The sequence below is a fragment of the Desulfosarcina cetonica JCM 12296 genome (assembly GCF_001311845.1).
GTDB classification, from domain to species: domain Bacteria; phylum Desulfobacterota; class Desulfobacteria; order Desulfobacterales; family Desulfosarcinaceae; genus Desulfosarcina; species Desulfosarcina cetonica.
The window spans coordinates 1-21750 of sequence record NZ_BBCC01000058.1 but is presented as its reverse complement, the minus strand read 5'-3'; the positions used below and the strand labels follow the sequence as shown (position 1 = coordinate 21750).

General features: G+C 61.0%; 31 protein-coding genes. 1 reads left to right on the top strand and 30 read right to left on the bottom strand.

Translation table 11 applies throughout. The features are described from left to right. Window positions 1-4 precede the first annotated feature (4 nt). The 11 genes from JCM12296_RS41910 to JCM12296_RS41895 all read right to left on the bottom strand — a co-directional run bounded on the left by JCM12296_RS41910 (window position 5) and on the right by JCM12296_RS41895 (window position 8598). Window positions 5-388: a hypothetical protein gene (locus JCM12296_RS41910; RefSeq protein ID WP_218188100.1), complete on the bottom strand. Its 384-nt coding sequence runs from the start codon at window positions 386-388 to the stop codon at window positions 5-7. After that, entirely contained in the window at window positions 328-2787 is a 2460-nt protein-coding gene (locus JCM12296_RS14565) for a DUF4815 domain-containing protein (RefSeq protein ID WP_218188099.1), read from the bottom strand. Before JCM12296_RS14565 ends, JCM12296_RS41910 begins: the two co-directional genes overlap by 61 nt. Next, window positions 2691-3596: a DUF4815 domain-containing protein gene (locus JCM12296_RS41905; protein WP_218188098.1), complete on the bottom strand. Its 906-nt coding sequence runs from the start codon at window positions 3594-3596 to the stop codon at window positions 2691-2693. Before JCM12296_RS41905 ends, JCM12296_RS14565 begins: the two co-directional genes overlap by 97 nt. Before the next feature lie 11 nt (window positions 3597-3607). Then, complete coding sequence (locus tag JCM12296_RS14560; RefSeq protein ID WP_246804326.1) at window positions 3608-4018, bottom strand: hypothetical protein; 411 nt, start codon at window positions 4016-4018, stop codon at window positions 3608-3610. After that, window positions 4015-4140 (bottom strand): hypothetical protein, encoded by a 126-nt coding sequence (locus JCM12296_RS47535; protein ID WP_281492019.1) that lies wholly within the window; start codon window positions 4138-4140, stop codon window positions 4015-4017. Before JCM12296_RS47535 ends, JCM12296_RS14560 begins: the two co-directional genes overlap by 4 nt. Before the next feature lie 13 nt (window positions 4141-4153). After that, entirely contained in the window at window positions 4154-4486 is a 333-nt protein-coding gene (locus tag JCM12296_RS14555; RefSeq protein WP_054694380.1) for a hypothetical protein, read from the bottom strand. A gap of 10 nt (window positions 4487-4496) precedes the next feature. Beyond that, window positions 4497-5090: a hypothetical protein gene (locus JCM12296_RS14550; protein WP_054694377.1), complete on the bottom strand. Its 594-nt coding sequence runs from the start codon at window positions 5088-5090 to the stop codon at window positions 4497-4499. Between the two features lie 9 nt (window positions 5091-5099). After that, window positions 5100-6671 carry a phage tail protein gene (locus JCM12296_RS14545; protein WP_054694374.1) on the bottom strand — a complete coding sequence of 524 codons (1572 nt, stop codon included), beginning with the start codon at window positions 6669-6671 and terminating at the stop codon, window positions 5100-5102. Next, a complete protein-coding gene (locus JCM12296_RS14540) occupies window positions 6671-8080 on the bottom strand; it encodes a baseplate J/gp47 family protein (protein WP_054694372.1) in 1410 nt (469 codons plus the stop codon). The genes JCM12296_RS14545 and JCM12296_RS14540 overlap by 1 nt, the downstream gene beginning before the upstream one ends. 63 nt (window positions 8081-8143) lie before the next feature. Next, window positions 8144-8359 (bottom strand): GPW/gp25 family protein, encoded by a 216-nt coding sequence (locus JCM12296_RS41900; RefSeq protein ID WP_218188097.1) that lies wholly within the window; start codon window positions 8357-8359, stop codon window positions 8144-8146. An 11-nt stretch (window positions 8360-8370) separates the two neighbouring features. Further along, the gene (locus JCM12296_RS41895; RefSeq protein WP_218188096.1) at window positions 8371-8598 is read right to left on the bottom strand and encodes a GPW/gp25 family protein; all 228 of its coding nucleotides are present in this window, start codon (window positions 8596-8598) and stop codon (window positions 8371-8373) included. A gap of 112 nt (window positions 8599-8710) precedes the next feature. Between JCM12296_RS41895 and JCM12296_RS14530 the strand changes: the two genes are divergently transcribed. Next, complete coding sequence (locus JCM12296_RS14530) at window positions 8711-8974, top strand: hypothetical protein (RefSeq protein WP_054694368.1); 264 nt, start codon at window positions 8711-8713, stop codon at window positions 8972-8974. 239 nt (window positions 8975-9213) lie between these two features. On the opposite strand, the gene JCM12296_RS14525 is transcribed toward JCM12296_RS14530, so the two are convergent. From JCM12296_RS14525 to JCM12296_RS14440, 19 genes are all read right to left on the bottom strand, one after another. Further along, a complete protein-coding gene (locus tag JCM12296_RS14525; protein ID WP_054694365.1) occupies window positions 9214-9564 on the bottom strand; it encodes a hypothetical protein in 351 nt (116 codons plus the stop codon). Next, the gene (locus JCM12296_RS14520) at window positions 9548-9880 is read right to left on the bottom strand and encodes a hypothetical protein (RefSeq protein WP_054694362.1); all 333 of its coding nucleotides are present in this window, start codon (window positions 9878-9880) and stop codon (window positions 9548-9550) included. The genes JCM12296_RS14525 and JCM12296_RS14520 overlap by 17 nt, the downstream gene beginning before the upstream one ends. 39 nt (window positions 9881-9919) lie before the next feature. Then, entirely contained in the window at window positions 9920-10156 is a 237-nt protein-coding gene (locus JCM12296_RS14515) for a PAAR domain-containing protein (protein ID WP_246804324.1), read from the bottom strand. Between the two features lie 2 nt (window positions 10157-10158). Then, window positions 10159-10533, bottom strand: coding sequence for a hypothetical protein (locus JCM12296_RS14510; RefSeq protein WP_054694360.1), 375 nt, complete (start codon window positions 10531-10533; stop codon window positions 10159-10161). Next, window positions 10526-11308 carry a glycosyltransferase gene (locus tag JCM12296_RS14505; RefSeq protein ID WP_054694357.1) on the bottom strand — a complete coding sequence of 261 codons (783 nt, stop codon included), beginning with the start codon at window positions 11306-11308 and terminating at the stop codon, window positions 10526-10528. Before JCM12296_RS14505 ends, JCM12296_RS14510 begins: the two co-directional genes overlap by 8 nt. Continuing rightward, window positions 11305-12354 (bottom strand): phage baseplate assembly protein V, encoded by a 1050-nt coding sequence (locus JCM12296_RS14500; protein ID WP_054694353.1) that lies wholly within the window; start codon window positions 12352-12354, stop codon window positions 11305-11307. The genes JCM12296_RS14505 and JCM12296_RS14500 overlap by 4 nt, the downstream gene beginning before the upstream one ends. A 62-nt stretch (window positions 12355-12416) precedes the next feature. Continuing rightward, complete coding sequence (locus JCM12296_RS14495; RefSeq protein ID WP_054694350.1) at window positions 12417-12695, bottom strand: hypothetical protein; 279 nt, start codon at window positions 12693-12695, stop codon at window positions 12417-12419. Between the two features lie 21 nt (window positions 12696-12716). Next, on the bottom strand, window positions 12717-13112 hold the full coding sequence (locus tag JCM12296_RS14490; protein ID WP_054694347.1) for a YcbK family protein: 396 nt from the start codon (window positions 13110-13112) through the stop codon (window positions 12717-12719). Between the two features lie 13 nt (window positions 13113-13125). Next, window positions 13126-13356 (bottom strand): hypothetical protein, encoded by a 231-nt coding sequence (locus tag JCM12296_RS41890; protein ID WP_218188095.1) that lies wholly within the window; start codon window positions 13354-13356, stop codon window positions 13126-13128. Beyond that, entirely contained in the window at window positions 13305-14390 is a 1086-nt protein-coding gene (locus JCM12296_RS14485) for a phage late control D family protein (RefSeq protein WP_218188094.1), read from the bottom strand. Before JCM12296_RS14485 ends, JCM12296_RS41890 begins: the two co-directional genes overlap by 52 nt. 98 nt (window positions 14391-14488) lie before the next feature. After that, on the bottom strand, window positions 14489-14779 hold the full coding sequence (locus JCM12296_RS14480; protein ID WP_054694344.1) for a LysM peptidoglycan-binding domain-containing protein: 291 nt from the start codon (window positions 14777-14779) through the stop codon (window positions 14489-14491). Continuing rightward, window positions 14776-15240 carry a CIS tube protein gene (locus tag JCM12296_RS14475; RefSeq protein ID WP_054694341.1) on the bottom strand — a complete coding sequence of 155 codons (465 nt, stop codon included), beginning with the start codon at window positions 15238-15240 and terminating at the stop codon, window positions 14776-14778. Before JCM12296_RS14475 ends, JCM12296_RS14480 begins: the two co-directional genes overlap by 4 nt. Before the next feature lie 6 nt (window positions 15241-15246). Then, window positions 15247-15648: a hypothetical protein gene (locus tag JCM12296_RS14470; protein ID WP_054694337.1), complete on the bottom strand. Its 402-nt coding sequence runs from the start codon at window positions 15646-15648 to the stop codon at window positions 15247-15249. A gap of 95 nt (window positions 15649-15743) precedes the next feature. Further along, on the bottom strand, window positions 15744-16742 hold the full coding sequence (locus JCM12296_RS41885; protein WP_218188093.1) for a phage tail protein: 999 nt from the start codon (window positions 16740-16742) through the stop codon (window positions 15744-15746). Then, window positions 16664-17539, bottom strand: a complete 876-nt coding sequence (locus JCM12296_RS41880; RefSeq protein ID WP_054694331.1) for a hypothetical protein — start codon at window positions 17537-17539, stop codon at window positions 16664-16666. Before JCM12296_RS41880 ends, JCM12296_RS41885 begins: the two co-directional genes overlap by 79 nt. Beyond that, on the bottom strand, window positions 17536-18999 hold the full coding sequence (locus JCM12296_RS41875; RefSeq protein WP_054694329.1) for a phage tail tape measure protein: 1464 nt from the start codon (window positions 18997-18999) through the stop codon (window positions 17536-17538). The genes JCM12296_RS41880 and JCM12296_RS41875 overlap by 4 nt, the downstream gene beginning before the upstream one ends. Window positions 19000-19144: 145 nt before the next feature. Continuing rightward, the gene (locus JCM12296_RS14450; protein ID WP_054694326.1) at window positions 19145-19822 is read right to left on the bottom strand and encodes a T4 family baseplate hub assembly chaperone; all 678 of its coding nucleotides are present in this window, start codon (window positions 19820-19822) and stop codon (window positions 19145-19147) included. 16 nt (window positions 19823-19838) lie between these two features. Then, window positions 19839-20300, bottom strand: a complete 462-nt coding sequence (locus tag JCM12296_RS14445) for a phage tail protein (protein WP_054694323.1) — start codon at window positions 20298-20300, stop codon at window positions 19839-19841. Between the two features lie 11 nt (window positions 20301-20311). Further along, window positions 20312-21750 (bottom strand): phage tail sheath C-terminal domain-containing protein (locus JCM12296_RS14440; protein ID WP_157067622.1); only part of this gene is annotated, 1439 nt, incomplete at its 5' end.

Below are 21750 nucleotides of genomic sequence, written 5' to 3'. Positions count from 1 at the left end.
TCCATCAACTCAGCGTCGCGCCGAGGGTGTGAATACGCGGGTAGACCAGGTTGTTGCCGGTCATCTCCGCCTTGTAGCGAACCTTGGTGCCGCTTGGATCGGCGAAGGTCCGGGTGAGGGTGTACTCGGTCCATTCCTGATCGATCTCGCGCGTCGTTGCGATGGACATGGGCTCCCAGGTCGCGCCGCCGTCGTTGGAGGCGAACCAGTTCAGGGAAGTGCCGCTGGGGATATTCATCTGCGAATAGACCTTTGTGGACTCCACGCCCTGGGTCAGTTCGTTTTCGCGGGTGATGTAAGCGCCGGTGGTGTTGTTCAGATATCCGATCAGGTTGACGTCCTTGAAGTTGAGCGCTGGGGAGTCGTTGGCCTCGGTGCCGCTGAACACGGCCCGCACCAGAACATCAGAGGCGATATTCGGCAGGTTCTCCTCCTCGGCCGGCACGATGCGTCCCAGGTGGCACCAAAGTCGGTGGAATACTCCCAGACGATGCCGGCCCCCTCCGGGATGGAGGAATACTCGTCGAGGTTCAACTCGCTGAACTGCGCGCCGCTGATGGGCAGGAAACGCACTTCACCGCTCGGCTGGAACTCGTAGCCGTAAATCTTGACCGTAAGATCGGAACCGTTGAGCGGCGTCCAGGTCTCGGCGTTGGAGCTTTCCAGCAAGACGCCCTCGGCATAGCTCTGGCGGGTGATGACACCGTTCTGCCCCATCTGGCCCAAGGTGGCGATGCGAACCCGGTAATTGGTGCTGTTGGTGAGCAGCACCACCGCGTAGCTGGTGTTCGCCTCCGCGTAGAAGGGATCGTCGAAGGTGATCTTGGTTTCCGTGCCCAGGTTGATCTCGGCCGGGGAGATGACCTTTTCGGCCAACACGACCTCGTTGGGCAGACCGGTGGTCACGCCGCGGATCTGGACGGTGACCGGAATGGACGCGTCCTTTTGGGTGAACTGCACACCCACCGCGGAGATGACGCGGTTCTGAGTGAAACTGAAGGTCTGCGCCAGGGGATCGCGCCGTCGGGTTCGCCAGCGCCAGCGCCAGACGGTGCGGACCACCGGCACACGGATGATGCGCGGCGGCACCTGCTGGACGATGGTCTGCCGTTGGACGATGGTGCGGTTCACCACGATGCGCTGGATGCGGGTGATCACCAGCGGATCGTTGACCTGCAGATTGGTCTGCGCCGAATAAGTGCCGTCGTTGACTTCGACGATGCGGTTCCCGTTACGGACATTCGAGGGAATGGTGAAGGAGGCGATCACCCGTCCGGCTGCATCGGCATTGATGTTGGAGGCGACCACCTGTCCGTCGCAACGCAGGGTGACTCCGGTCGCGCCGGGCGTGAAATTGGAGCCCACCACCGCGATGCCGGTCTGTCCCCGCCGGCCGATGTTCGGTGTGATCTCAACCGCCGCCTCCGGCTTTTCGAACACCGCGTACGGATTGATGTTCTTGTCTTCGGACCAGTCGGCCTGTTCGACCAGGACCTGTTCCGTTCCGGGAAGCAGCACGAGGCTCCCCTTGAACAGCGCGTCGCTTGCGGCCTGGTCCACCTCGAGCACCTGGGGTGAAGCGGTCCGGTCCGGTGCCACGAACTGTTGAACGCCGTCGATGCGGGCGCTCCATTCGCTATGGTAAATGTCCGATTGGGCGTCATTGGAAAAATCGTCGGAGTAGATGCCTTTCTTGGTTTGTGCGTCCCGGTTCTGAAGTTCGTTGTTCATCTGGAACTGGGCGTCGTTGTATTTGAGGTCCTCCACATCTTTGATGATCTCGTGGATCTGATCCATGGTGATGCGGGTCAACCCGAAGTTGAGCACCGTCATCGCCACCGAGTCGGGCGGGCAGTCAACGCTGCAAAGTCCCAGCGTTCCCTCGGGCACGACCGGCAGCTTGGGAAAGTCGGCGGGCGCGCCTTCCAACCGTTTGATTTCGCCGGTGGTGGCATAGATGATGTCCTTGCGACCCAGGAAATAGTCGTAATCGACGCTGCAGTTCGAGCCGTCCACCGGGTCGTCGCCCAGCCCGGTCCGGCCGAAATTGATGAGGCTCAGACCCGCGGGCAGGATTTGGGCCGCCGACATGGTCAGTCCGCTGGTGTTGGACGCGGGTGGATTGCCGCCTGCGATCTCGTCCACGGCGTCATCCATATAGGTGGTGACGCCCGCCGCGACCTCCTTGAGCCGTTGAAAATCAGCGCGACCGGTGTTCTGCGTGCCGCGGTAGATGCGGTATCCCGTAGCTCCGTTCACGGGGAGCCATGTGATCTTGTTGATCTCTCTCGCCAAGGTGTCTCTGGAGATCACCTCCGCAGAGTCGTATTCGGTCTCCCCGGAGGCGCTCAGCGCCGTGACCAGGTAGAAATATTCCCCGGCCGCCGGATGACCGGACTCGCCGAACCAGCCCCCGTCCACATAGTCCGTCCCCTTGATCATCTGCTTGGTGTAGGTCCAGCGGACGGTGTAGGTGGTGCCGATGGCCGGCTCGTTGCCCGACCCGAGCCAGTCCACGTAGTTTCCGGACTGCTGCCAGTCCACACCCTCCTGGAAAACGGTCGCTCCCTGGCTCACCTCGAGGATGTCCACGACCGGATTGGGCGTCAGCAGGTCCTCGCCGCCCCCCACCGAACCGCGGGTGATATTCGAAACGATCTCGACGATGGCCTCGACCTGGGTGGTTTCCTTTAAGGGAGTGCTGTTGAGCGCATAGCGCCGGGTGCCGACGTTGTAGGTCTTCTGCTCGCCGCGCACCGATTTGGTGGCGACCGACTTGGGAACCATCGTTGTCGTGGGCAGATCTTTCTGCAGGCGGAAGCCTGGATGTAGGCGCGCCCGGCGTTGGTGATCACCTCGACGTTGTCCCCGTCGTTGTCGCCGATGAAGCTGTCGAGTCCCTTAACCAGGTAGCTGCCGGCCTGGTCGAAGGTCCGCTCGGCCAGGTTCTGAAGCAATGAGTTCAAGCCCTCGGCCGCGGCGAAGGCGAGCTGGTCCTCCGTGATGGAGGACACCGTGATGCGGCTGCCGGGCAGCGTTCCCAGCAGGTCACGCAGAAAGAGGTTGGATTTTTCCTGGACCGTGGCGGTCACATCGCCGGTCTCGCGGTCGAACTTGTAGACCGGGACGACCTTCCGCTCGGTCACGTTGTTGGGCAGCGTCTCGCCGCTGGTGTCGTGGTCCTTGAGTGTCAGGACCCACTTCTCACGTTCGGCGGTGGGCTCGCCCGTGGCCGGGTTGATGAGCGCGGCGTCCTGGTTGTAGCCGTAGTTGTATTTGAGCAGCTCGACGTAAACGTAGTCCGCACCCGAGGTCTTGGCGGGATCGTAAGTCAACACCGCGCCGGGGACCTTTTCGATGTATCCTTCGACGTAGACGAAACCCTCGGCCACGGTAAGCACATTGTCGGTGACCGTGACTCCGAGCCCGCTGATCACCGCGCCCTCCTTGAAGAGCATGTCGGCGATCTTCTTCCGCTCGTGGTTGATGATGTCCTGCTGCTCGTTCAACTCCGAGTCGAGCAGGTCGCGGTCCTGATGGTAGCGGACACGCTTGTAGTTTTTTGCCGGATCGAATGTTTCGCGCGAGATGGACATGGTCGCTCCTCCTATATCTTGATGACCCCGACGAGCTCCACCCGCGTATCAGAGGTCTTGTTGAAGTCGGGGATGTTTTTCACTTCGTACAGGTATCCGGGCGTCAGCACCTCGCCGGTCGGGTTGGTGTCCGGGTGGTAGACGCCGTTGGCCGCATAATCGGACTGGAGACCGTCGATGTACGCCACATCCCCGCCGAAGAACCCGTATTCCCGGATGGTGATGCCGTTGGCCTCGCTTTCCTCGAAACGGAAGAAAACGCCGATGGTCTGGGTTTCCTCGGCGGTCTCGATGTAGTGAATGCCGTTGACGATGAGCGTCCCTTCCGGGTCTTCCTTGAGAAAGGTGCGCTTGTACTGCTTCTTTCTGGCCCTTTCATTCTTCAGCGCGGTCTGGTCGATCTCCGGTGCGGGCGGGTTCAAGGGTCGGTGAACGTGGCGTCGCCTTCACCGATGGCGCAATGGGTGATGCCCTCGATGGGATCGCCCATGAGCAGCCTCGCGGTGAGGATGCGGCCGGTTTTGACAATGAGTCCCAATGACATGTGATTTCCTCCTTTAGGTTTGTACCTCGTGGCTCTCGTTGATGAGCACGGCGAAAACGATCTGGCGGACATCCGGCCCAAGCGTCAGTGAGTGAACCACGCGCTGCTTTGTGGTCACGGTCCGGTCGAGTGAACCGAAAACCATCTGCCGGGCGTCTTTCTTGGCGTCGAGCCAATGTTGAACCAGAACAGCGATGTCAGCGCTGAAAGCCAACGGCTGTTGAACCACGAGGGTCGAATCCGCATGGTTTTCTACCGCGCGAACGATTCGATGCCCGGCATCGACATTCACGCCAACCATCCTCGACACGACGATTTGAATATCTGTTTCCACGCTGATCGACATATTGACTTTCCTACAGGATCGGGTTCTCCGTTCCGGTGATCCGCAGCTTCAAGTCGGTCTTGTTCTGGACCGCCGTTCCCGGCGGTACTTCGCAGCGCCTCCAGAAGGAGACGGTGACGTCGTGGGGTTTGTCGCCCAGGTTGAGCGGATCTCCGGGCACCGCCCCGTCCAAATCGACCTGGTTCAGTGCCAGTGAATACCAGCCGGATTCGTCCCCGCCCGCGGTATCGACCGGTTCGACCACAAGGCCGGTGTAGTCGTATCCCGAGTAGACTGGAGCGCCCGCGGCATGGGCGGCTGGGGTCGTCCCCCCGTAGCCGCGCTCCACACCCAGAGTGGTGGTTCCTCCACCGCTCTGGATGCGCATCTGTTCCGAGTCGATGATGATGACCTCGCCGTCGGTGAAGCGAGGTTCGGCCGTCTGCAGCGAGGTTTCGCCCGACGCCAGGGGCGAAGCGAGAACAGTCTGTTCGTTCGCCAGGAAGAGTTCCTTGTCCTTCGCCTCTCCGTCGGTCCCGTTATAGGTGTCGTCGTCCGGGTTCGTGAGGTCGCCTTCGGATATCTGCTGCGTCAAAGCGCCGTCTTCAAACAAGTGGATCGCCATTCATTCCTCCTATGCCGCCGGCCATTGGGTGACCGTGTATCGATTGACCGCCGCTTCGAAACCGGCCTGCGCTTCCGCGTGGTCGTCCTTCTGTCGGAAACGCCAGCGCAACGACGGCTTGGAGATGCGGAAACCTGCGGCGTTGAGCGGCATGAGTCCCAACCGCATGGGCCGGGTCCGGTCCACTGACAGTCTCAATCCCGTATGGTTGAGCCTGCGGTTGCCCAGCACCAGCGTCTCCACCCGTCGTCGACGGGGGATACCGGTGTCCACGTCCAGCTCGAACGACGCCCGGGCTTCGGTCACATAGGCATCGGTGAGTTCCGTTCCGTTCAGGGTGCGCCCGTTCAGCGAAAAGCCCGGTCTACGAGCCCGCCAGCGGTCGACGATGTCCCAAGCCGCGCTGACCTCGGACCACTGAGCGTTGGCGTAGGCTGTGATGAACAGATGCCTTCCCACAGCGGCACCGGAGACCTTGTCCCGGCGGCCGATCCTGGAATGCCCGATACGGAACCAGTGCGACAGCCGGGAACGTTTGCCGTACCGGTGGGTGCGGCGGTCGCCGGTGATTTCGGAAGCCGGTTGATCGGCCTCGGACAACATGTCCTTCTGCCTGAATTTGATCCTGCAGGCGGTCGCAGATCGGTTGAGACGGGAACGGTTCAGGTCTTGGCCGGCGAGTCTGATGAAGGCGTCGACCGGAGGTTCCGACGGCTTGGTGTCGATCTCGCAACAAAACGCGGCCCGGCGTTCGCTGACCCACAGATTGGGCAGCCGCTCATCGTTGAGGTTTCCAACATTCAGCCGGAATCGGGGCGTGCGTCCATGCCAGCGGGAAATGCATACCGCGGCATGTTCCACGTCCTGCATCAGCGTAGTGCCGTCTGTGATCCGCCACCAGCCCCAGGTCTTGTTCTTGCGTGTAAGGTGATAGTCGGTGTTCAGGGCGTTGTGGCTGACCACGAATGTCTCGTGCAGGTGCCCGAGGCAGACCCGCTCCACCACTTTCTTGATGACCGCCTGGAAATCCGATTCCATGGACAGGAGCGAGTAAAGCCATTGGAGGAAAAAGACCTTGGTTCCGGCCGGATGGTGAAAGACCAATCCGGGACGGATTCCCTGGACGATGTTGTCGCTGTCGATGCGGTAAACGCCCAGGCTGTAGATCAAGCCGGGCAGCTTGGCCCGCCCCACAATAGGCCTGCGGTTGAGGCGCAGCGCCTTGCGGAAGGTCTCGTCGATCCGCCCCTGCCACCCCAGGTCGGTAAGCGAGCGCCCGATGGCCGGGATGGTCGCCTTGCGCCGGTAGATTTCTACGGCCTCGCGGATCAGCCGTCGTTGCCTCGCGGCGTCGGAAAGCGGATCGAAACGATGCCCCACGATCTCGCCGAGGAGAGGAAGAAATCGATCTTCGCACCGGTCGATATCGAAAATTTCGGGGAACCGGTCGGCCAGGAGCTTGAGCTCGTCCAGACTCGCGGCCGGAACCTTGAGGAAGGTCTCCAGGTCCCCGGTCTCGTCACGTTCCCGATAGAGGGGCGGAAGAAGATCTATGAGTTTCTTCTCGAAATAGGATGACATCAGGATGCCCTCCTGACGTCGAGGTTCAGCTGACCGAGGACGGCGATCTCACCGGGCCTGATATCGATGTCCTGCTGCGGGGCGTACATCTGCACGTGGCTTACGCCCCGCACGCCGTCGAGCACGGCCACCAGGTCCGAGAAGTGAACCGGAACACCGAAAGCCATGCGCTCGAAGGCGAAAAGTTCATCAAGAGCCTGCTCGGTCCGGCTTCGGATAAGGTCGAGGTCTTCACCCACATAGGTGTATACCTCGGCATCCACGTTCACGGGGTGATAGACCGGATCGAAGAGATTGATTTCGATGGTGATGACCTTGCGCGATTCGAGAAAAGCGGAGAGGTCCTGCTTGAGAAGCGCCGAGGGCGGGCCGCCTCCGTCGGGGGCGACCGCCAGATTGACCTGGTAGTAGCGGATGTTCTTGCAGTCATTGACGTCAAGGACCTGGGCTTTGGCCACGCCGGGAAAACCCTCGGCCAACGCCTGGTAGTCGTCCTTGGTGACGGCCTTCCACAGGGACCGGACTTCAGCCGGAGCCTGCTTGCGGGCGTGTTCCAGAGATTCCCTGTCCGCACCACCGGTCGCCGGGACCGGGTTGGTGACGGTCAAGGCGACCTGTTCGCCTCCCTGGTAGACAGGGCTCAGCAGCTCCGAGATCAGGTCCGATCCGAGGTTCCCCCCGGCCCCCAGGGTTTCGAGGTATTCGACGCTGATTTCGGAACCGGCTGGAGGCACTCCGCCGCGCAACCCGTCGCCGAAGAAGATGCGGACATGGTCGAGTCCGTCGGTGTCGGTCTGGAAATGTCGAGCGTCGCTGTCGCTCTCCTGGAAATGAAGAACTTCCGTCCATTGTTCGGCCTGGATGGTGATCCGGATGGTTCCATGGGCGACCGCCGTTCCCGATAGGAGAAACGACTGGTTCGGTTCGCCCGTGCCAGTGAAGGTCTCGGTCCTGCTTTCGCCCTGACGCGCGCCCGTCTCGAGGCTTGTCTGTCCCCTGGGGATCGTCGCGTCCGCCGCCGTTTCGAATACGATGTCGCCTTCTTCCAGGCGGGCTTTGCACGCCGTTCCTTTCGGAATGATCAGATCCGCATCGAGGGGCGCGGCCAGGGTGAAACGCAGGGAGGTTGATGCGGCAACCGGACCGTCGAGCCGGTAGCTGACCAGCTTGCAGAGATTGATGACGTTCTGTCGTTGACGGGCGGTGGGCAGGAAAGCCTCGGCCGCCTGGGCGTCGAGGTAGTAGGCGAGCATATCGCCCACTCCGCAGAAGAGCTCCAGCAGGACCACACCGAGGTCGGACGCGTTGAAATCCGTCCAGCGGTCGGTCAACTGCGGCACCCGCGCCAGCAACTCCCGACGCAGGGACTCGTAATCCTTGTTGGTATAGTCGATGCTTGCTCTGCCCATTTCCGGTCATCCATCGTTTTTCGGTAACAGGGGCCGTCCCGGACAGCCGGGTGGACCCGCTTGTTACTTACCGACGGAGGCGCGGAACTGTCGGGGCTGGGATACCTGGCGGGGCTCGCGGTAAAAGGGGTAGACCAGATTTCCTTCCACCTGGCTCTGAATGACCCGGTACGAGATATGAACCGGCAGGAGATTGCGGTCGATGTTCTGCGGCGAGTCGTCAAAGGAAACGCCGGTGACGACGACCCGCTTTTCCCACCGCTTGACCGCGTCGATCACATAATGGCGGATCAGCCTTTCAACACCTCGTCATTGGCTTCGAACACCAGGTCTTTGAGGCGGGAGCCGAATTCCGGACGCATGAACCGTTCGCCCGGGCGCGTGCCGAGAATCTGGATGATGCTTTCGTGAATGTGTTCGTGTTCCCTGGATGTGGCCGAGGAGATCTGGGCTCCGCCCGAGCGTCGCTGGAATCGGAAAGGGAACTTCAGACCTCTGCCGAGAAAGTCCAGACTCATCAATCGCACTCCTCACAGATGATCGTGGACTGATCGTCTTGGCCATCGTCCCCGCCGGCATCGATGCGTCCGGGAAGCGGATGACCAGGTCGAGACCGTTCTCCATGGACAGATGGATCGTTCCGTCCGCCTCGATGATTCCCTTATGGCCGCTATCCTGCGTCGAGAACCCCTTGGCTCCGCCGGGAACCAGACGTACCGTCACCTTTTCTCCGATACCTTCGATGCGGGTGATGCTCAGGACGTCCACAGTGCCGACCGGGTTACCGATCAAGGCTGTCCGATCCCCGTGGGAGACATCCAGGCGGTAACCATCCGGCAGCTCGACTCTATAGCGGTCTTCCGACGTTTGCACTGGATCGATATCCAGCGGTAATCCTTCAATACCAGCGGCCTCGTGGGTGACACGGACCGCTTCCGGCTTCAAGGTCAATTCCCTGCCGTCCGGCAGGGTTACAATTCCGCCTTTGGCGGGCTCCAGTTCAGTGGCTGTGCCGTCGGTGCCGATTGCGGTGAGTGCCCCTGCCGGACTCACGCGGACCATTACGCCGTCGGCAAGGGTGAACAGTCTGCCGCCGTCCGGCAGTTCGCGCACCGAAGTGCCGGACGGCATGGTCAGGAAGGGTGATAATCCGGCGGTTGCGGTTGATCCACGTTCTGCATGTATTGCTGGGCGCTCTCCGCATGGGCTTCCAGGACCGTTTGCGCCTCGGCCCGCAAGGCTTCGGATGCCTGGTGGCTTTGCAGAAGGATGTCCTTGATCTCAACCAGATTGTCTTTGATTTGCAGCAGAAAGGGCTCTTCTTCGTCGCCGGTCACACCGAGGCCGAAGGCCAATAGCCGCACCAGCGTCATGATCTCATAGTGAGAGAGCGACGAACTGGTCTGTTCTATGATCGGCCCGCCTTCCTCGCCGTATCCGTACCCGTCGCCATATCCTGAACCTTCTTCATCCCACAGGACCATACCACACATCTCCTTTAGGACGCTCACCATACCCGCCGCCGTATTCCTCGACCACTTCGACCTCCACATAACGGACGCTGTCCCGTGCGGGGGAGTCGTAAACCATAATGATCGTCGCACCCGTCCGCCAACCGAGCCGAACGCGGCCTTCCCAATCGACCCAGGCGATACTGGAATCGACGGTCTCATACTGCAACTCGCCCCTTGGCATGCCCCGAATCGAAAGCGGAACCGACAAGGACCACCAGCTGCGCGTCACCTTGATCTTCTTGGGAAACACATCCCAGTAATGAAACCCCAAATCTTCGTAATCCATGCGTCGCCCCTCAGTTGTCCGTGGTGTCCATGCTGCCGGTCACGATGACCGCGCCACAGGCGGTGACGTCACCCACCCGCGCGTTGGGCATGCCTCGGTGGTTGTGTCGAGGCTGCCGGTGACGATGGGCGTGACGCCGTGGCCCGGTATAGGACAGGCGTGCAGATCACCCAGTCGTGCCGTCGGCATTCCATTGACCACAGTCCGGATCGCGCCGGTGATGATCACGCCGCCGTGGCTGGAAATGTCCCCGAGTCTGGCTTGCGGTCTGGTCATGATCACTTCCCCGTCAACACACGGATCAAAAAGCCGACGACCCCGCCGACGGCCCCGCTGATGGCGAGCACCAGGCCGACCACCTTCCACATGGTCTCGACGCCCATCTTCTGATTCAGACCAGTCTGCAGGTTTTTGATGTCGTCGCTGTGACGCCGCAGGTCACTCTGGATGTTGCGCACCACGAGATCGACATTTTCCTTGTCCGATTTCTTCTCGATCTCACGTTCGATCTTTTCCAGCCGCGCCTGAATCTCCCGGCGGTGGTCTTCGAGGATGGCCCTGAACTCGGCCCGCCACGCGTCGAAGGTGCGCGCCAGGAGGCGCTCACTCTGCTCCCAGTTGCACGGCACTTGGCCATGATCGTGTTCACTCATCGAGGTTTCTCCTTCTCAACGAAAAGCGTTCTCGAATCTGAAGGTCGACCTCGAAGCGGTCCGCCAGCCCTCTGCGCTTCAACGCATTGGAAATGGCTTCCCGAGACCAGTGGACCTGTTCCAGACGCATCTCATGGGAAATAGACCGGGGATGGACCCGGTATTGGTAGAGCGGTTTTTGAATGTGGCGGATTTCCGTGATGTCCGACAAGCGCAGACACAGGTCGTAGTCTTCGGCGCACCTGAAATCCTCATTGATGCCGCCGACCTGTTCCAAAACGGATCGGCGCATGAGGCGGAAGTGGAAGGTCATGAAATCGAGGAGCAGCCGGTCTTTGCTGTAGGGTATGCAGCACCGTCGCCCACGTCCCTTGATTCGTCCGGCGGCGTCAATGAGCTGGTAATCGGTATAGACCATTCCCACCGAGGGATGCTCGTCCAGGACCGCGACCGTTTCTTCCAAGGCCCTGGGTGACAAGAGGTCGTCGCTGTCCACCCAACACAGGTAAGCGCCGAAGGTATCCGCCACGGCGGCCTTCAAGGATTTGACGGCCCCCCGATGCTCGCAGGCGGCGACACGGATGCGCCTGTCTTTTTTGGCGTATTCAATGGCGATCCGGGCGGTCTTGTCGGTCGAACCGTCATCCCAGATCAGCAGATCGAAATCCGTATAGGTCTGGGCAAGCACGCTTTCGATGGCCGGACCGATATATCGCTCCCGGTTGTATCCCCTGATGATCACCGACACCGTTGGATATGTTAGCGTTTCCTTCATGTGTTGATCAGCACCTTATTGCTGGAGCGGACGATGATGTTTCCCATGACCCCGTCCATGAGAATCACGCTGCCCGACTTGTCCGTGGCCTGGATGCGTTCCTGACCGGCTGCGGCGTTCATGACGATGACCTGGCCGGCCTTGTCCGTGAGGCGGATCATCTCGGCCCCGGCGGTGGAGTCGATGAGGATTTCCTGCGTACCGCAGAGTCCCCAAACGTGGACCTTTTCCCGTCCCTTGGTGGTGTCGATCAGAATCTTCTGCCAGCGGGCGCGTGTCTTGTCGCAGGATTGGATGTGGATTTTCTCCTTGTCCTTCCAGGCCTCCCACCTCATGAACTGCCGGCACAAGTCGGTGATCTCGATCCTGGCGCGTTGCTCCTTGATATCGGAGTCGATATCAAGCTGGTCCCCTTGCTCGGCGTCCTTGGTTCCACGCCGACGGGCGTTGCCGGTCTGCACATCCCGCTTCACGCGGCAGTCCATATGGAGAATCTGTCCCGCCCGGTCGATGACTTTGAGGAATTCCTCCTCGTCACGATCATCGACCACGATGGTGTGACCGGTTTCGGTCTTCAGCAGCACCTTCCGACGCGGGCAGTAGTACGGGGGGTGGTCGTGGTATTTGCGGTGTTCCAGGTTGTCGCGCCGGTCCGGCTTGTGCTCGACCTTGTCCTCGCAGTCTTGACAGGTCGGGTCCGAACACAGTCGCTTGCCTTCTTCGGGTTGCTCGCCGGGGTTGCTCTTGGCAAGCCACACCCCGGACCAGATCGGGTACTGAATGTTGCCGCCTTCGAACTCGGCCCACACCGACGCGCCCTCCTCGGGGACGAGAAAGACACCGATGTCCTCGTTGCCGCCGTAAGGGAAACAGGGCCACGCCCAGTCGGACCAGTTGTCCCTGCCTTTACCGAGCACCGCCGGTATTTCCAGACGGCAGCGGCCGAGCCTTTCCGGATCGTTGTTGTCGCGGATAAAGGCCCGGTACTTGCCGTACCACCGGTTCTTGTAGCGTTCCTCGTGCTGTCTGTCCTGAGTCTCGATCACGTGACTGTCTCCGAGCTATTTCCGCGGCAGGACACCGCGCAGCACCTCGCGGACGACGGTAGTCACGGGCCTGCAGCCTTTTTCTTGGGATCGACCTTGGCCACGGCCTGATGCAGGGCATCCTGGGCGGCTGCGCCGAGCTTGGGTTCCTGCCCGGCGACACCGGTCTTGATTTCCTTCGCTCCGAGTCGCTCGATGACGCCGATCACGGCATCGAGAGCGGCGGCCTTGGCGCGTCCCCACGCCGTGAGTTTGATGATGGTGAGCAAGGTCACGATCAGGGTCGCCAAGAGCTCCTTGTGATCGAGCACGAATGTCAAAATCTGTTCAAGCTGTTGCATGTTCTCCTCCTCCAGTCGGTTTCAGTGCTTTCTCCAACGCCACGTACCGGTCGTCGAGCCGCCCCCAACGGCGCGGCCGTCACGGACGTCCACGTGGACGAATCCCTGCTCCGGATAGACCCCGATCCCGCCGTTACGGAAAGCCGGGACCTGTTCGGCAAGCTCATAGGTCTCCGCCACGGAGCGACCGTCGATGACGATGTCCGCCGCGTTGCCGAGAAGGTGCTGGCTTCGCTTCGCGCCTCCCACGGCACGGTTGTGTTCGGGGCATCGATAGCCGCTGGTGATCCTTACCGCGGCGGCGGCCAGGTCGCGGAGCTCCTGCAGCGCGTCCACCAGGTTCGGATTGATCTCGGCCCGGCCGCAACAGCGGCAGTTGAATTCATGCGTGGAAAAGTTCCGGCTCAGATCTCCCATTTCCTATTCCTCCTCAAAGCCGTTGCCCGCTGTCGGCGTCGACCGTCACCATGGGCGGCGGCTGTTCCTCGGGCGTCGGCGGCGCTTCCCGGTCGTTCTGCTTGCCCTTGGCATCGTCGGATTTGTCGCCGGCACCTTTGCCCAAGGCGTTCTTCTTGAGTTTCAGTTCGCAGTGGTAGCCGCCTGCGCCGATCACGTGGCGGACCGAATGGCAGTAGTAGACGCCGGAGAATTTTTGTCCCACGCCCTTGACCTCGACGTTCTCTTTGGCGCGCAGCATGGGATGCCGATGGTCTGCGACACGGCTTCCACCTGGCGCAGTTCGGCCTCTTTGAACTTGCCCTCCGCCAGGTCCTGCGCGGGCTCCTGGCGCGGTTCCTCATGAAATGCCTCGGACCGTTCGAAGCTCGGGACGATCTGTCCGGATTCCTGCTCCTTGTAGGCCGCTTCTCCAGTGTTGCCGTCCACCAGGTAGGTCCGCTTGCCGAGAGAGGTGCGTTCCGTGGTGGTTTCGTTTTCGGCTTTGTGTTCGACCGGCTCTTTCTTGCGAGGATCGACGCCCACCGCTTTCGTCTCCACGCCGGCACCCTTGGCTCCCTGGGATTGGGTCGACGGTCGAAACGAACGCAGAACCCCCTTGCGGTCGGTGAAATACTCGAGAACCACGGCGGGGCCCTTGTCCAGTTCACGGGGATGAAAATGCAGCTCGTCGTCCTGGATGAAAAAGACGTACCCCGTTACGCCGTCTCCATCGCGGTCGCGGGCCTTTCCCGCCAACTCCTTGAGGAACTGCGCGTCCGAGGTGTTGCTTTGAACCACACGGAGGTGCTTACCCTTCGTTGGCTTCACCACAGGGGTGAGGCCGTTGGCACCGGCGATCTGTTCGGCGATCTCTGAGTAGAGGATGCCGGGAGCGGGCTTCTGCCAGACCTTCTGATTTTCCTTTCCGGCCAGCTTGAAACCCTTGTCGTAGGCTTTGATGCGGATCGTGGGGTCGCCGTTTTCGGGGAAGTCGTAATCGATGTCCTTGATGACCGCTTTCTTACGCGGCGATAGATTGCCGACGTATCCGAAGCGGGCGACGATCTCGTTGCCCTCCTGGAACAAGGGATCGTCCACGAACTGCAGGTTGCGGTCCGTGACCGACAGTTCCAGGACATCGAGTTCCTCCTCGTTGTCCTCGAAGACGAACGAGGTGATCTCCTGGGTGATGTCCGCGAAGAGCTGCTGCCCTTCGATCTGGATCAGAAATGTCGGTTTGAATGTGTCAAGGTCCATACGCCGGTCTCCGGTCGAGCCGCACTTCGGGCGGCATCCACCGGATACTTACCGGCGCGGGGGGCGAGGTGTCGGGTCGAAGGACCGGACGGGGGGACTCAATCCAGCAGGCGCATGTTCACGTGTTCCACCGATGGAATCCGCAGGACCGACCCCGGCTCCAGTTCCATGGGGAAAAAGATGTCGTTGTAATCACAGATGATCCACCACAGATCGGCCCTGCCCAGATAGCGATGGGCCAACAGGTCCAGCCGGTCCCCGTCGACAACCGTATGGAAGCGGTCGTCGGGCCTGGGCGCGGTGTCACCGGGAACCCGAATGCCCAAGAACTCCTCCGCACCACCGGTGTAAAGGATGGCTGTTGCGTACCTGGATCGTCGTCCGATCATCCGCGCACCTCCGAATAGTCCACCGATTCGTCGATGTACTCCTCAAGCATCATGTCCACCTCCGCATGCTGAGGCAGCAGGTTGTCACGGTCGAAGAGGTGGAAATAGCGGGCCTTTACCTGGCGGACCACGCAAAGCACGCCCGGGTAGAGATCACCGAACATGAAAAGCACGCGGTGCGGCGCGTTCTTCAGCATGGTTCCGGCATGCTCGGGATAGAGCAGCGAGCGCAGCCAGTCCACGGATTCTTTGACCGGTCCCTTGAAGAACAGCAATTTGAAGCCGATCTTGCGCGGTTCGCCGGCCACGTACTGGTAGCGGGGATGACTCATCCCCGGTATCTTGATGGCGGCGTAAGCCGTGCTCTTGTCGTCCAGGATGTCGTTGGGGTTGTACTGGAAATCCAGATAGTCACCGGTTTCCACATCCACCAGGTAGGCCGTTATCTCCTTTTGATACAATTCCCCTCACAGCGTCTCGTAGTTTTTGATCTTTCGTTCACGAATATCCCGGTACACCGACTGAGCGACCTGCCGCCCGTCCAGCAGCGTGGTGACGGCCACTTCGACGGGCCGATCCGCCAGCGCGTCGAGCTTTCCAATCAAGGCGTCGAGGACCGTTCTCAGACTCTCTCCGGCGGGTTCACCCAACGATCCTGTAGCACCGGGGGTCAGCGCCCCCCTGGTCTCTCCGAGGAGGCGGGCTTGGTCGGATGCCGGTTGAACACCCAGCGCCGATTCAACCGCCGCCGACTCCGGGCCGCCAAGAGGCCCTGCGACGGCAGGAAGGTCACCGGTAACAATGGGCGTCAACGCCAGCGTCCCGGCCAAGGCTGAAGGAACCGCGATCCGTCCCGCCAGGTCGCCCATGAAACCGAAAGCCTTTGCGAGCGCCTCCGCCGGGGCCGTCGCGGTCCGAGTGATTCCACGGGCGATGGTTTCGATCAGCGCCGCGCCGCTTCTTGTCAGGTTCGCCAGCGGACCCTCCTTGCGTCGGAAAACGGCAATAGGTCGCGGACGAACGATAAGGCCGACTTGGCCGCCCGGTACGGCGCGGTCACCGCCGACTTGATCCCATCACCCACCGTTGTGAGGATCGCTTTTCCACTTTCGAACGCGCTGCCGGCCAGGTTGGAAACCGTGGAGGTGACGGAATTCCATGCACCGGATGCGGCGTTTTTCACCTTCTCCCAAGCAGAGGAGGCGGCCATGGCGAGTCCTTCGAACGGGGCCTTGATCCACTCCCAGGCGTTTTGCGCCATGGATTTGAGACTCTCCCACGCCACTGATGCGGCGTTGGTGATATGACTCCATGCACCGGATGCCGCATCGGCGATCCATGTGAACGGAGCGCTCACGAAGGACCAGGTCGACTGGGCAAGATTGCCCAGTCCGCTCCAGAGTTCAGCCGACGTGGAGCGAATCCCGTCCCAAACCTTTCCGGCTATGTCACCGATCCAGCGGAACGGCGATGCCACGGCATCGAACGTCGAAGCACCGATGGTCTTGATGCCGTTCCAAGCGGCGGCGGCCGCATCCGTGACACCGCGCCACACAGACGCGGCAATCTCGACACCCTTTCGGAACGGTCCGGTCAACGCCGAAAGGATTCCGGAGCCCAAGGACTTGATGCCCTGCCATACCCATTGAACCGCGGAGAGCATGCCCTTGAACGCCATGCCGAGGACCTTGCCGGGCAGCGACAGCAAGCCGGCCATCCCCTCGGCGAGGGTCTTCAGAATAGCCGCGCCCGAGGCTGTCAGGCTCGAAAGGGGACCGGTTTCCGCATCGGAAAAGGGCAGCAGTTTTCTGAGCCAGCCGAGTGCCTTTTTGAGAAGTTCGAACGGATAGGTCACCGCCGACCAGATGCCTTTTCCCAGAGCGATCAGAATCCGTTTGCCTGCTTCGAAAAATGTGGTGTCGCCCGAGAAGAAGCTTCGCACCGCTCCGAATACATCCCGCAAGGTTCGCACCAAGGCAGGTCCATGAACGCGGCGACCAGGGACGATGCGACGGCGGTGAATAACCGTCCGATGGACGAGAACAACCCCCTGATGAAATTCCAGACGCCGACGATCACATCCCGGGCCCACCGAAATGGTGTGGCCAGGAAATCGAACACGGCACCACCGATGGATTTCAATCCGTCGAGCACTGAGATGTCGCCGGTGAGGACCTGCCAAACCGTATAGACGATCCGTCCCACCATGCGAAGCGCCTGGACCAGGAGCCGGATCGGAAGGAAGAACTTGTAGATGAACTTTCCCGCCTCGATGAAGGCGGTGACGATGGTTTTGCCCAGCCAGACGACCGCACCCACGACCCACGTGACGACTTTGATGACCGCCACCAGGTTGTAGATCACGAATTTGAGCAGATAGGCCCCGACCTTTGCGATCACTCCCAGGATCGATCCCAGGGTTTCGCCCAGACTGCGGTAGGATGATGCCTCGGTCGATGTGGCCGCCAGCCCGAAGATCTCCAGGACCGAAAAAACGGCCTTGTAGAGAGCGCCGTAGGCTTGCATGAGCGCCCGGACCGCCGGTTCGAGAATCGCTCTTATCTTTCCAAAGGCGCTGGAAAAGGCCTGCCACAAGCCGGTCAGAAACTGCCGCACCCGGTAATAGATGCGGAATACAGTGACGACGAGCCCCATCAGACCCGCCTGCTCGAGTTTCCTGGCCAGCTCTGCGGACATGCGACCCGAACCGCCGCTCAAGGATGAAATAAGCTCGCGAATGCCCTGGAAAACGAGTTTCACCTTCTCCCATGCACCAAGACCATGTCGCGGATACCGCCGAAATTGGTCTCCCACGCCCGTCTGAGCAGATAGACCGCCAGCACCACACCGCCGATGACGGCCACCACCGGCAAAAAATAGGTGGCGAAGGCTGAACCTACACCGGCTACGGCAGCGCCCATGGCCGCGAGACCCGCTTTGATGGCGGGAAGCATCAGCCCGATGGTTCCGGCCGCTGCAATCACGCCGCCGACGACCGCGAGCACCGCACCCAGGGCCATGGACAGAGTGAGAAGGACCCGCGTCAGCCCGGGCATGGACTTGGCCAGTTTCTGAAAGAAGAGCACGGCCTTGGAAATGCCTTGGATAATAGGCGTGACCACCGGAAGCAGCGTGCGGCCGAGGATTTCGGACAGATTGGCGATCTGCTGCCACAGGAGTTTGAACTGGCTGCCGATGTCCATGTTCATCGCTTGAGCCATTTCTTCGGTGACGGCGGTGCCGGTCTTCATGGCCCGGGCGACGGATTGAATATTGCTCTCCAGCGCTTCCGCGCCCTGGGACATCTGCAACAGGAATTTCACAGCTTCATCGGAGCCGAAGGCCTTCTTGATTTCCACCTGGGCGGCGGCCTGGGACAGGTCGGGAAAGCGTCCTTTGATCTCCTCGAGGATGGCGATGATCCCTTTCAGCCGTCCCGTCGAATCGACGAACGACAGCCCGAGCTTCTCGCCGGCCTCGGCGGCTTTCATGATGAACGCCTTGTACAGGGTTCCGGCTTCCGAACCGGGCATGGTGGTCTGGAGCTGCCCGAGTATGGCGAGCTGCTCCTGCAAGGGGACATTGGATGATGCCGCCACTGCGCCGATGTTCTTGATGGAGTCGGCCATCTGGCGGCCGTTGGTTTTGAAAGAAGCGACCGTCTGAGCCATGGCTCCGGCGAAGGTGCGGGCCCACTGCGCATCCGACATGTCCTGCATGAGAGGCTTGAAGATGCCGTAGGCCGTGGTGAACGTCCCGACCATTTCTTCGGTGGTCGCTTTGGTGGCCTTGCCCGTGAGAGCGGCCATGGCTGTGAACGACCCGACCGCCTCATCGGTCAATCCCGAGAGGGCCGAGCGAACGTCATAGGCGGCGGTAATGAATTCCGCTTTGTTCGATCCGGACCATTTGTTGGTGAAGGATTCCGCGGCGTCCTCGATGGCCCGCAGGTCCTTGACACCAAGGGAGGACAGTTCGCCCAGCGCCTTTTGCGTGGCAGCGGTGGAGGCGACAAGACCGACCGGCACGGCCATGAGCGCCAGGCCCGCGCCGATCATCATGGTGCCTTTTTGGATGCGGTCGAGGTTGCGCGTCATGCGCTCGCTGGAAGCGGCGACCGTGGCATCCAGCGACTGCATGGACGTCTGGACCCTGGCCGCGTTCTGCGAGAACGCGTCCTTCATCGATACGATGACGCCGAGTCCGAGATCTCCGTTCATTTCCGGTTGCGCTCCAATTCTTCACGCTCAAAATCAAGCTGCCGCTCCAGAGCCTCCACGAATTCGCGGCGGACCCGAAGCGGCAGCGCGCGTGTTTCCGAATAACTCCAATGGAGCCCGCCGTAGGCGAGAAAGAAAGCGTCCCTTACAAGCGAACTCCGGGGAACAAAAAACCCGGTTCCGCCTCCAGCCGGGTGCGGATACGTGTTCCGCAGGACTCGCAGTCGACCTCCAGCGTGGTATCGACCCCCGCATCGACCCGGAGCATCTCCTGCCGCAGGGTGCTGCGGTCACGGAGTGACATATCGTTCATCAGCTTCTTGCTCGGGGCCGCTCCGTCGATATCGATGATGCGGATGAGCATGGCCGAAGAGATGGAAGGCTCTTTGAGAGCGGCCAACCGTTTTTCCTTATGGCCGTCCAGGTAGCCGAACCGCACCTTGCGGTCCGAGCCGGGCAGCGTGAAGTCGAATTCCCGGTCCTCGCCGTAAGGGGTCGTTTCAAGCTCCTCGATGTCGATGGTCACCAGATTCGTCGCGCGACATGCCGGGTTGGCGCAGGTGAGTTCCAGTTCCACTTCGTCACCGAGGGAAATCTGCCGCAGCTTGACCAGGATGAAGAGGCGGTCGCCTGAGAGCAGGTCGAGCACGTCCTTCACCACCGGTTCATCGTTGTCGCCCAGGCGCACGATGCAGTTCCTGAGCACCTGATTCACCGCATCTCCGGTGCGGATGAGCCGCTGATTGGTGAGCAATTCCTCCTCGGCTCCGGTCATTTCCCGAAGCTCGACCTCGACGCCGCTGGGTAGTTCAAAAACATGCATGGTTCATCTCCTTGGATCAGGTCCAGTACTGGTAGCTGATGGTGAGCTTCTCGATGGTGTTGTCCGTGTTCGCGCCCTCGAGCTCGTCGTATTCCAGGACCTTGATCCACGCGCCGTGCAGGGTCCAACGCCGGGTTTCGTTTCCGGCGCGGTCGTAACGGACGATGTCGATGTCGCGCATGTAGTCGTTGGGAAGCCCCCCGACCACGGCGTTGACGTCCACCTGCTTCTTGATCCACTCCCGGGCGGCCTCGTCGGAGCCGTCTTGGAGAACCCCTTTTTCCAGGTTGATGTCCTCGAACTTGACGCGCCCGGCCACTTTCTGGTCGAACATCGAACCGGCCGGAGCGAAAGCGACTTCTTCGAACTCGGTTTTGGGCTCCTGGCCCTTCTTGAAAAGCGCCACATCGAAGCCGTTGACCTCGACGGCGAATTGCCAGTTTTGATACAAGCTCTTGGGCATGTTGCCGCTGCGCATGGTTTACCTCCTTACCCCGTCGTGAAGATTTCTTTGAAGTCGGCCCCCGTAGCGGTGAGCACGAAGTTGAGCTCGATGAATTCCGCCGTCTTGGTGGGCTTGACGAAGATGCGTGCCACGAGCTCGTTCCGGTCGATCACGGCCGGGGTGTTGGTCTCCTCGTCGCATTGGACGGCGAAGTCGTAGAATCCGCCCTTGTCCTTGATTTCCTGTAGGAACGGATTGATCAATCGGACTAACGACCGCCAGGTTTGCGGGTTGTTGGGTTCGAAGACCACGAAGCGGGAAGACTCGGCGATGGCCTCCTCGATATACATCATCAGCCGCCGGACATTGACGCGGTCCAAGGCCGACGGCTGGCTCTGCAGCGTTTTCTGGCCCCAGATATTGATTCCACTGTCGGGAAAGGAGGCGATCACGTTGACGCCCTCCGGATAGAGAACGTCCCGTTCGCCGCGGCTGGTTTTGTATCCTAGGGACAGCGCGTTGAAGATGCGTCCGCGGTCGATGCCCGCAGGGGCGTACCATACATAGCTCTTCTGATCGCTGCGGGCGAAACAGCCGGCGATGGCACCACACGGCGGAATCAGTTTCCGCTTGCCCGTGACCGGGTCGTTGATCTCGATCCAGGGATAGTAGAGCGCCGCATAGGATGAGTTGAACGCCGCATGGTTGTACATGCCTTGTCCCTTGCGGAAATCCACCGCTTCGAGCGGTTCCAGCATGAGCGGCGTTTCGGCGAGGAGCATCAGGTCCTTGCGGTTCTCCGAATATGTGACGCCTGCATGAATCACCTCCGCCGTGGTCACGCCCGGCACCATGATCATGTTGAGCGCGTCGATCTCGTCGAAAGCGTAGTAGCCGGTATGCTGCGACGGGTCCCCGGTGTAGTCGGCGTCGTCAAGGCCCGTAAGCCCGTCGTCGCCTCCGGAAAGAGCGCTCAAGCCGGTCGTCGGACGATCCTCCGCGACGCCTGAAGACGCTCCGAGGTCTTCGACGGTGATAAAATCGGAACGTTCGTTGACAGCCAGCTCGACATGGTTCGGGGCAGTCTCGTCCATGGACAGGTCTTTGAAGACCTCCACGACATCATCCTTGTAGCGGACCACGAGGTTGAACGATCCCGCAGGATCGAGCGATCCGTCTTCGATCCGGACGCTGATGCGGTCTCCCCAGACGCCTTCATTCTCTGCGAATACGCGTAGAGTGTCCTGGGCGTCCTGGCCGCCTGCAAGGTTCGCCGCCGCGGCCGGTTGTACGACACCGGTGTCCTCGGAAGCTGTCTGGACCAGGGCGTCGACCTCCGCTTTCGCAGCGATGGCGGCTACGACCTGATCCGCCGTTGCGGACGGGTCGCCGGCGCTGTCTGTCGAAAGGTTCACCGTGATCGCTTGGCCGGTGACATCCACCGAAAGAGGCGTATCGGTCCCGGAAGCGATGAGTTCGACGG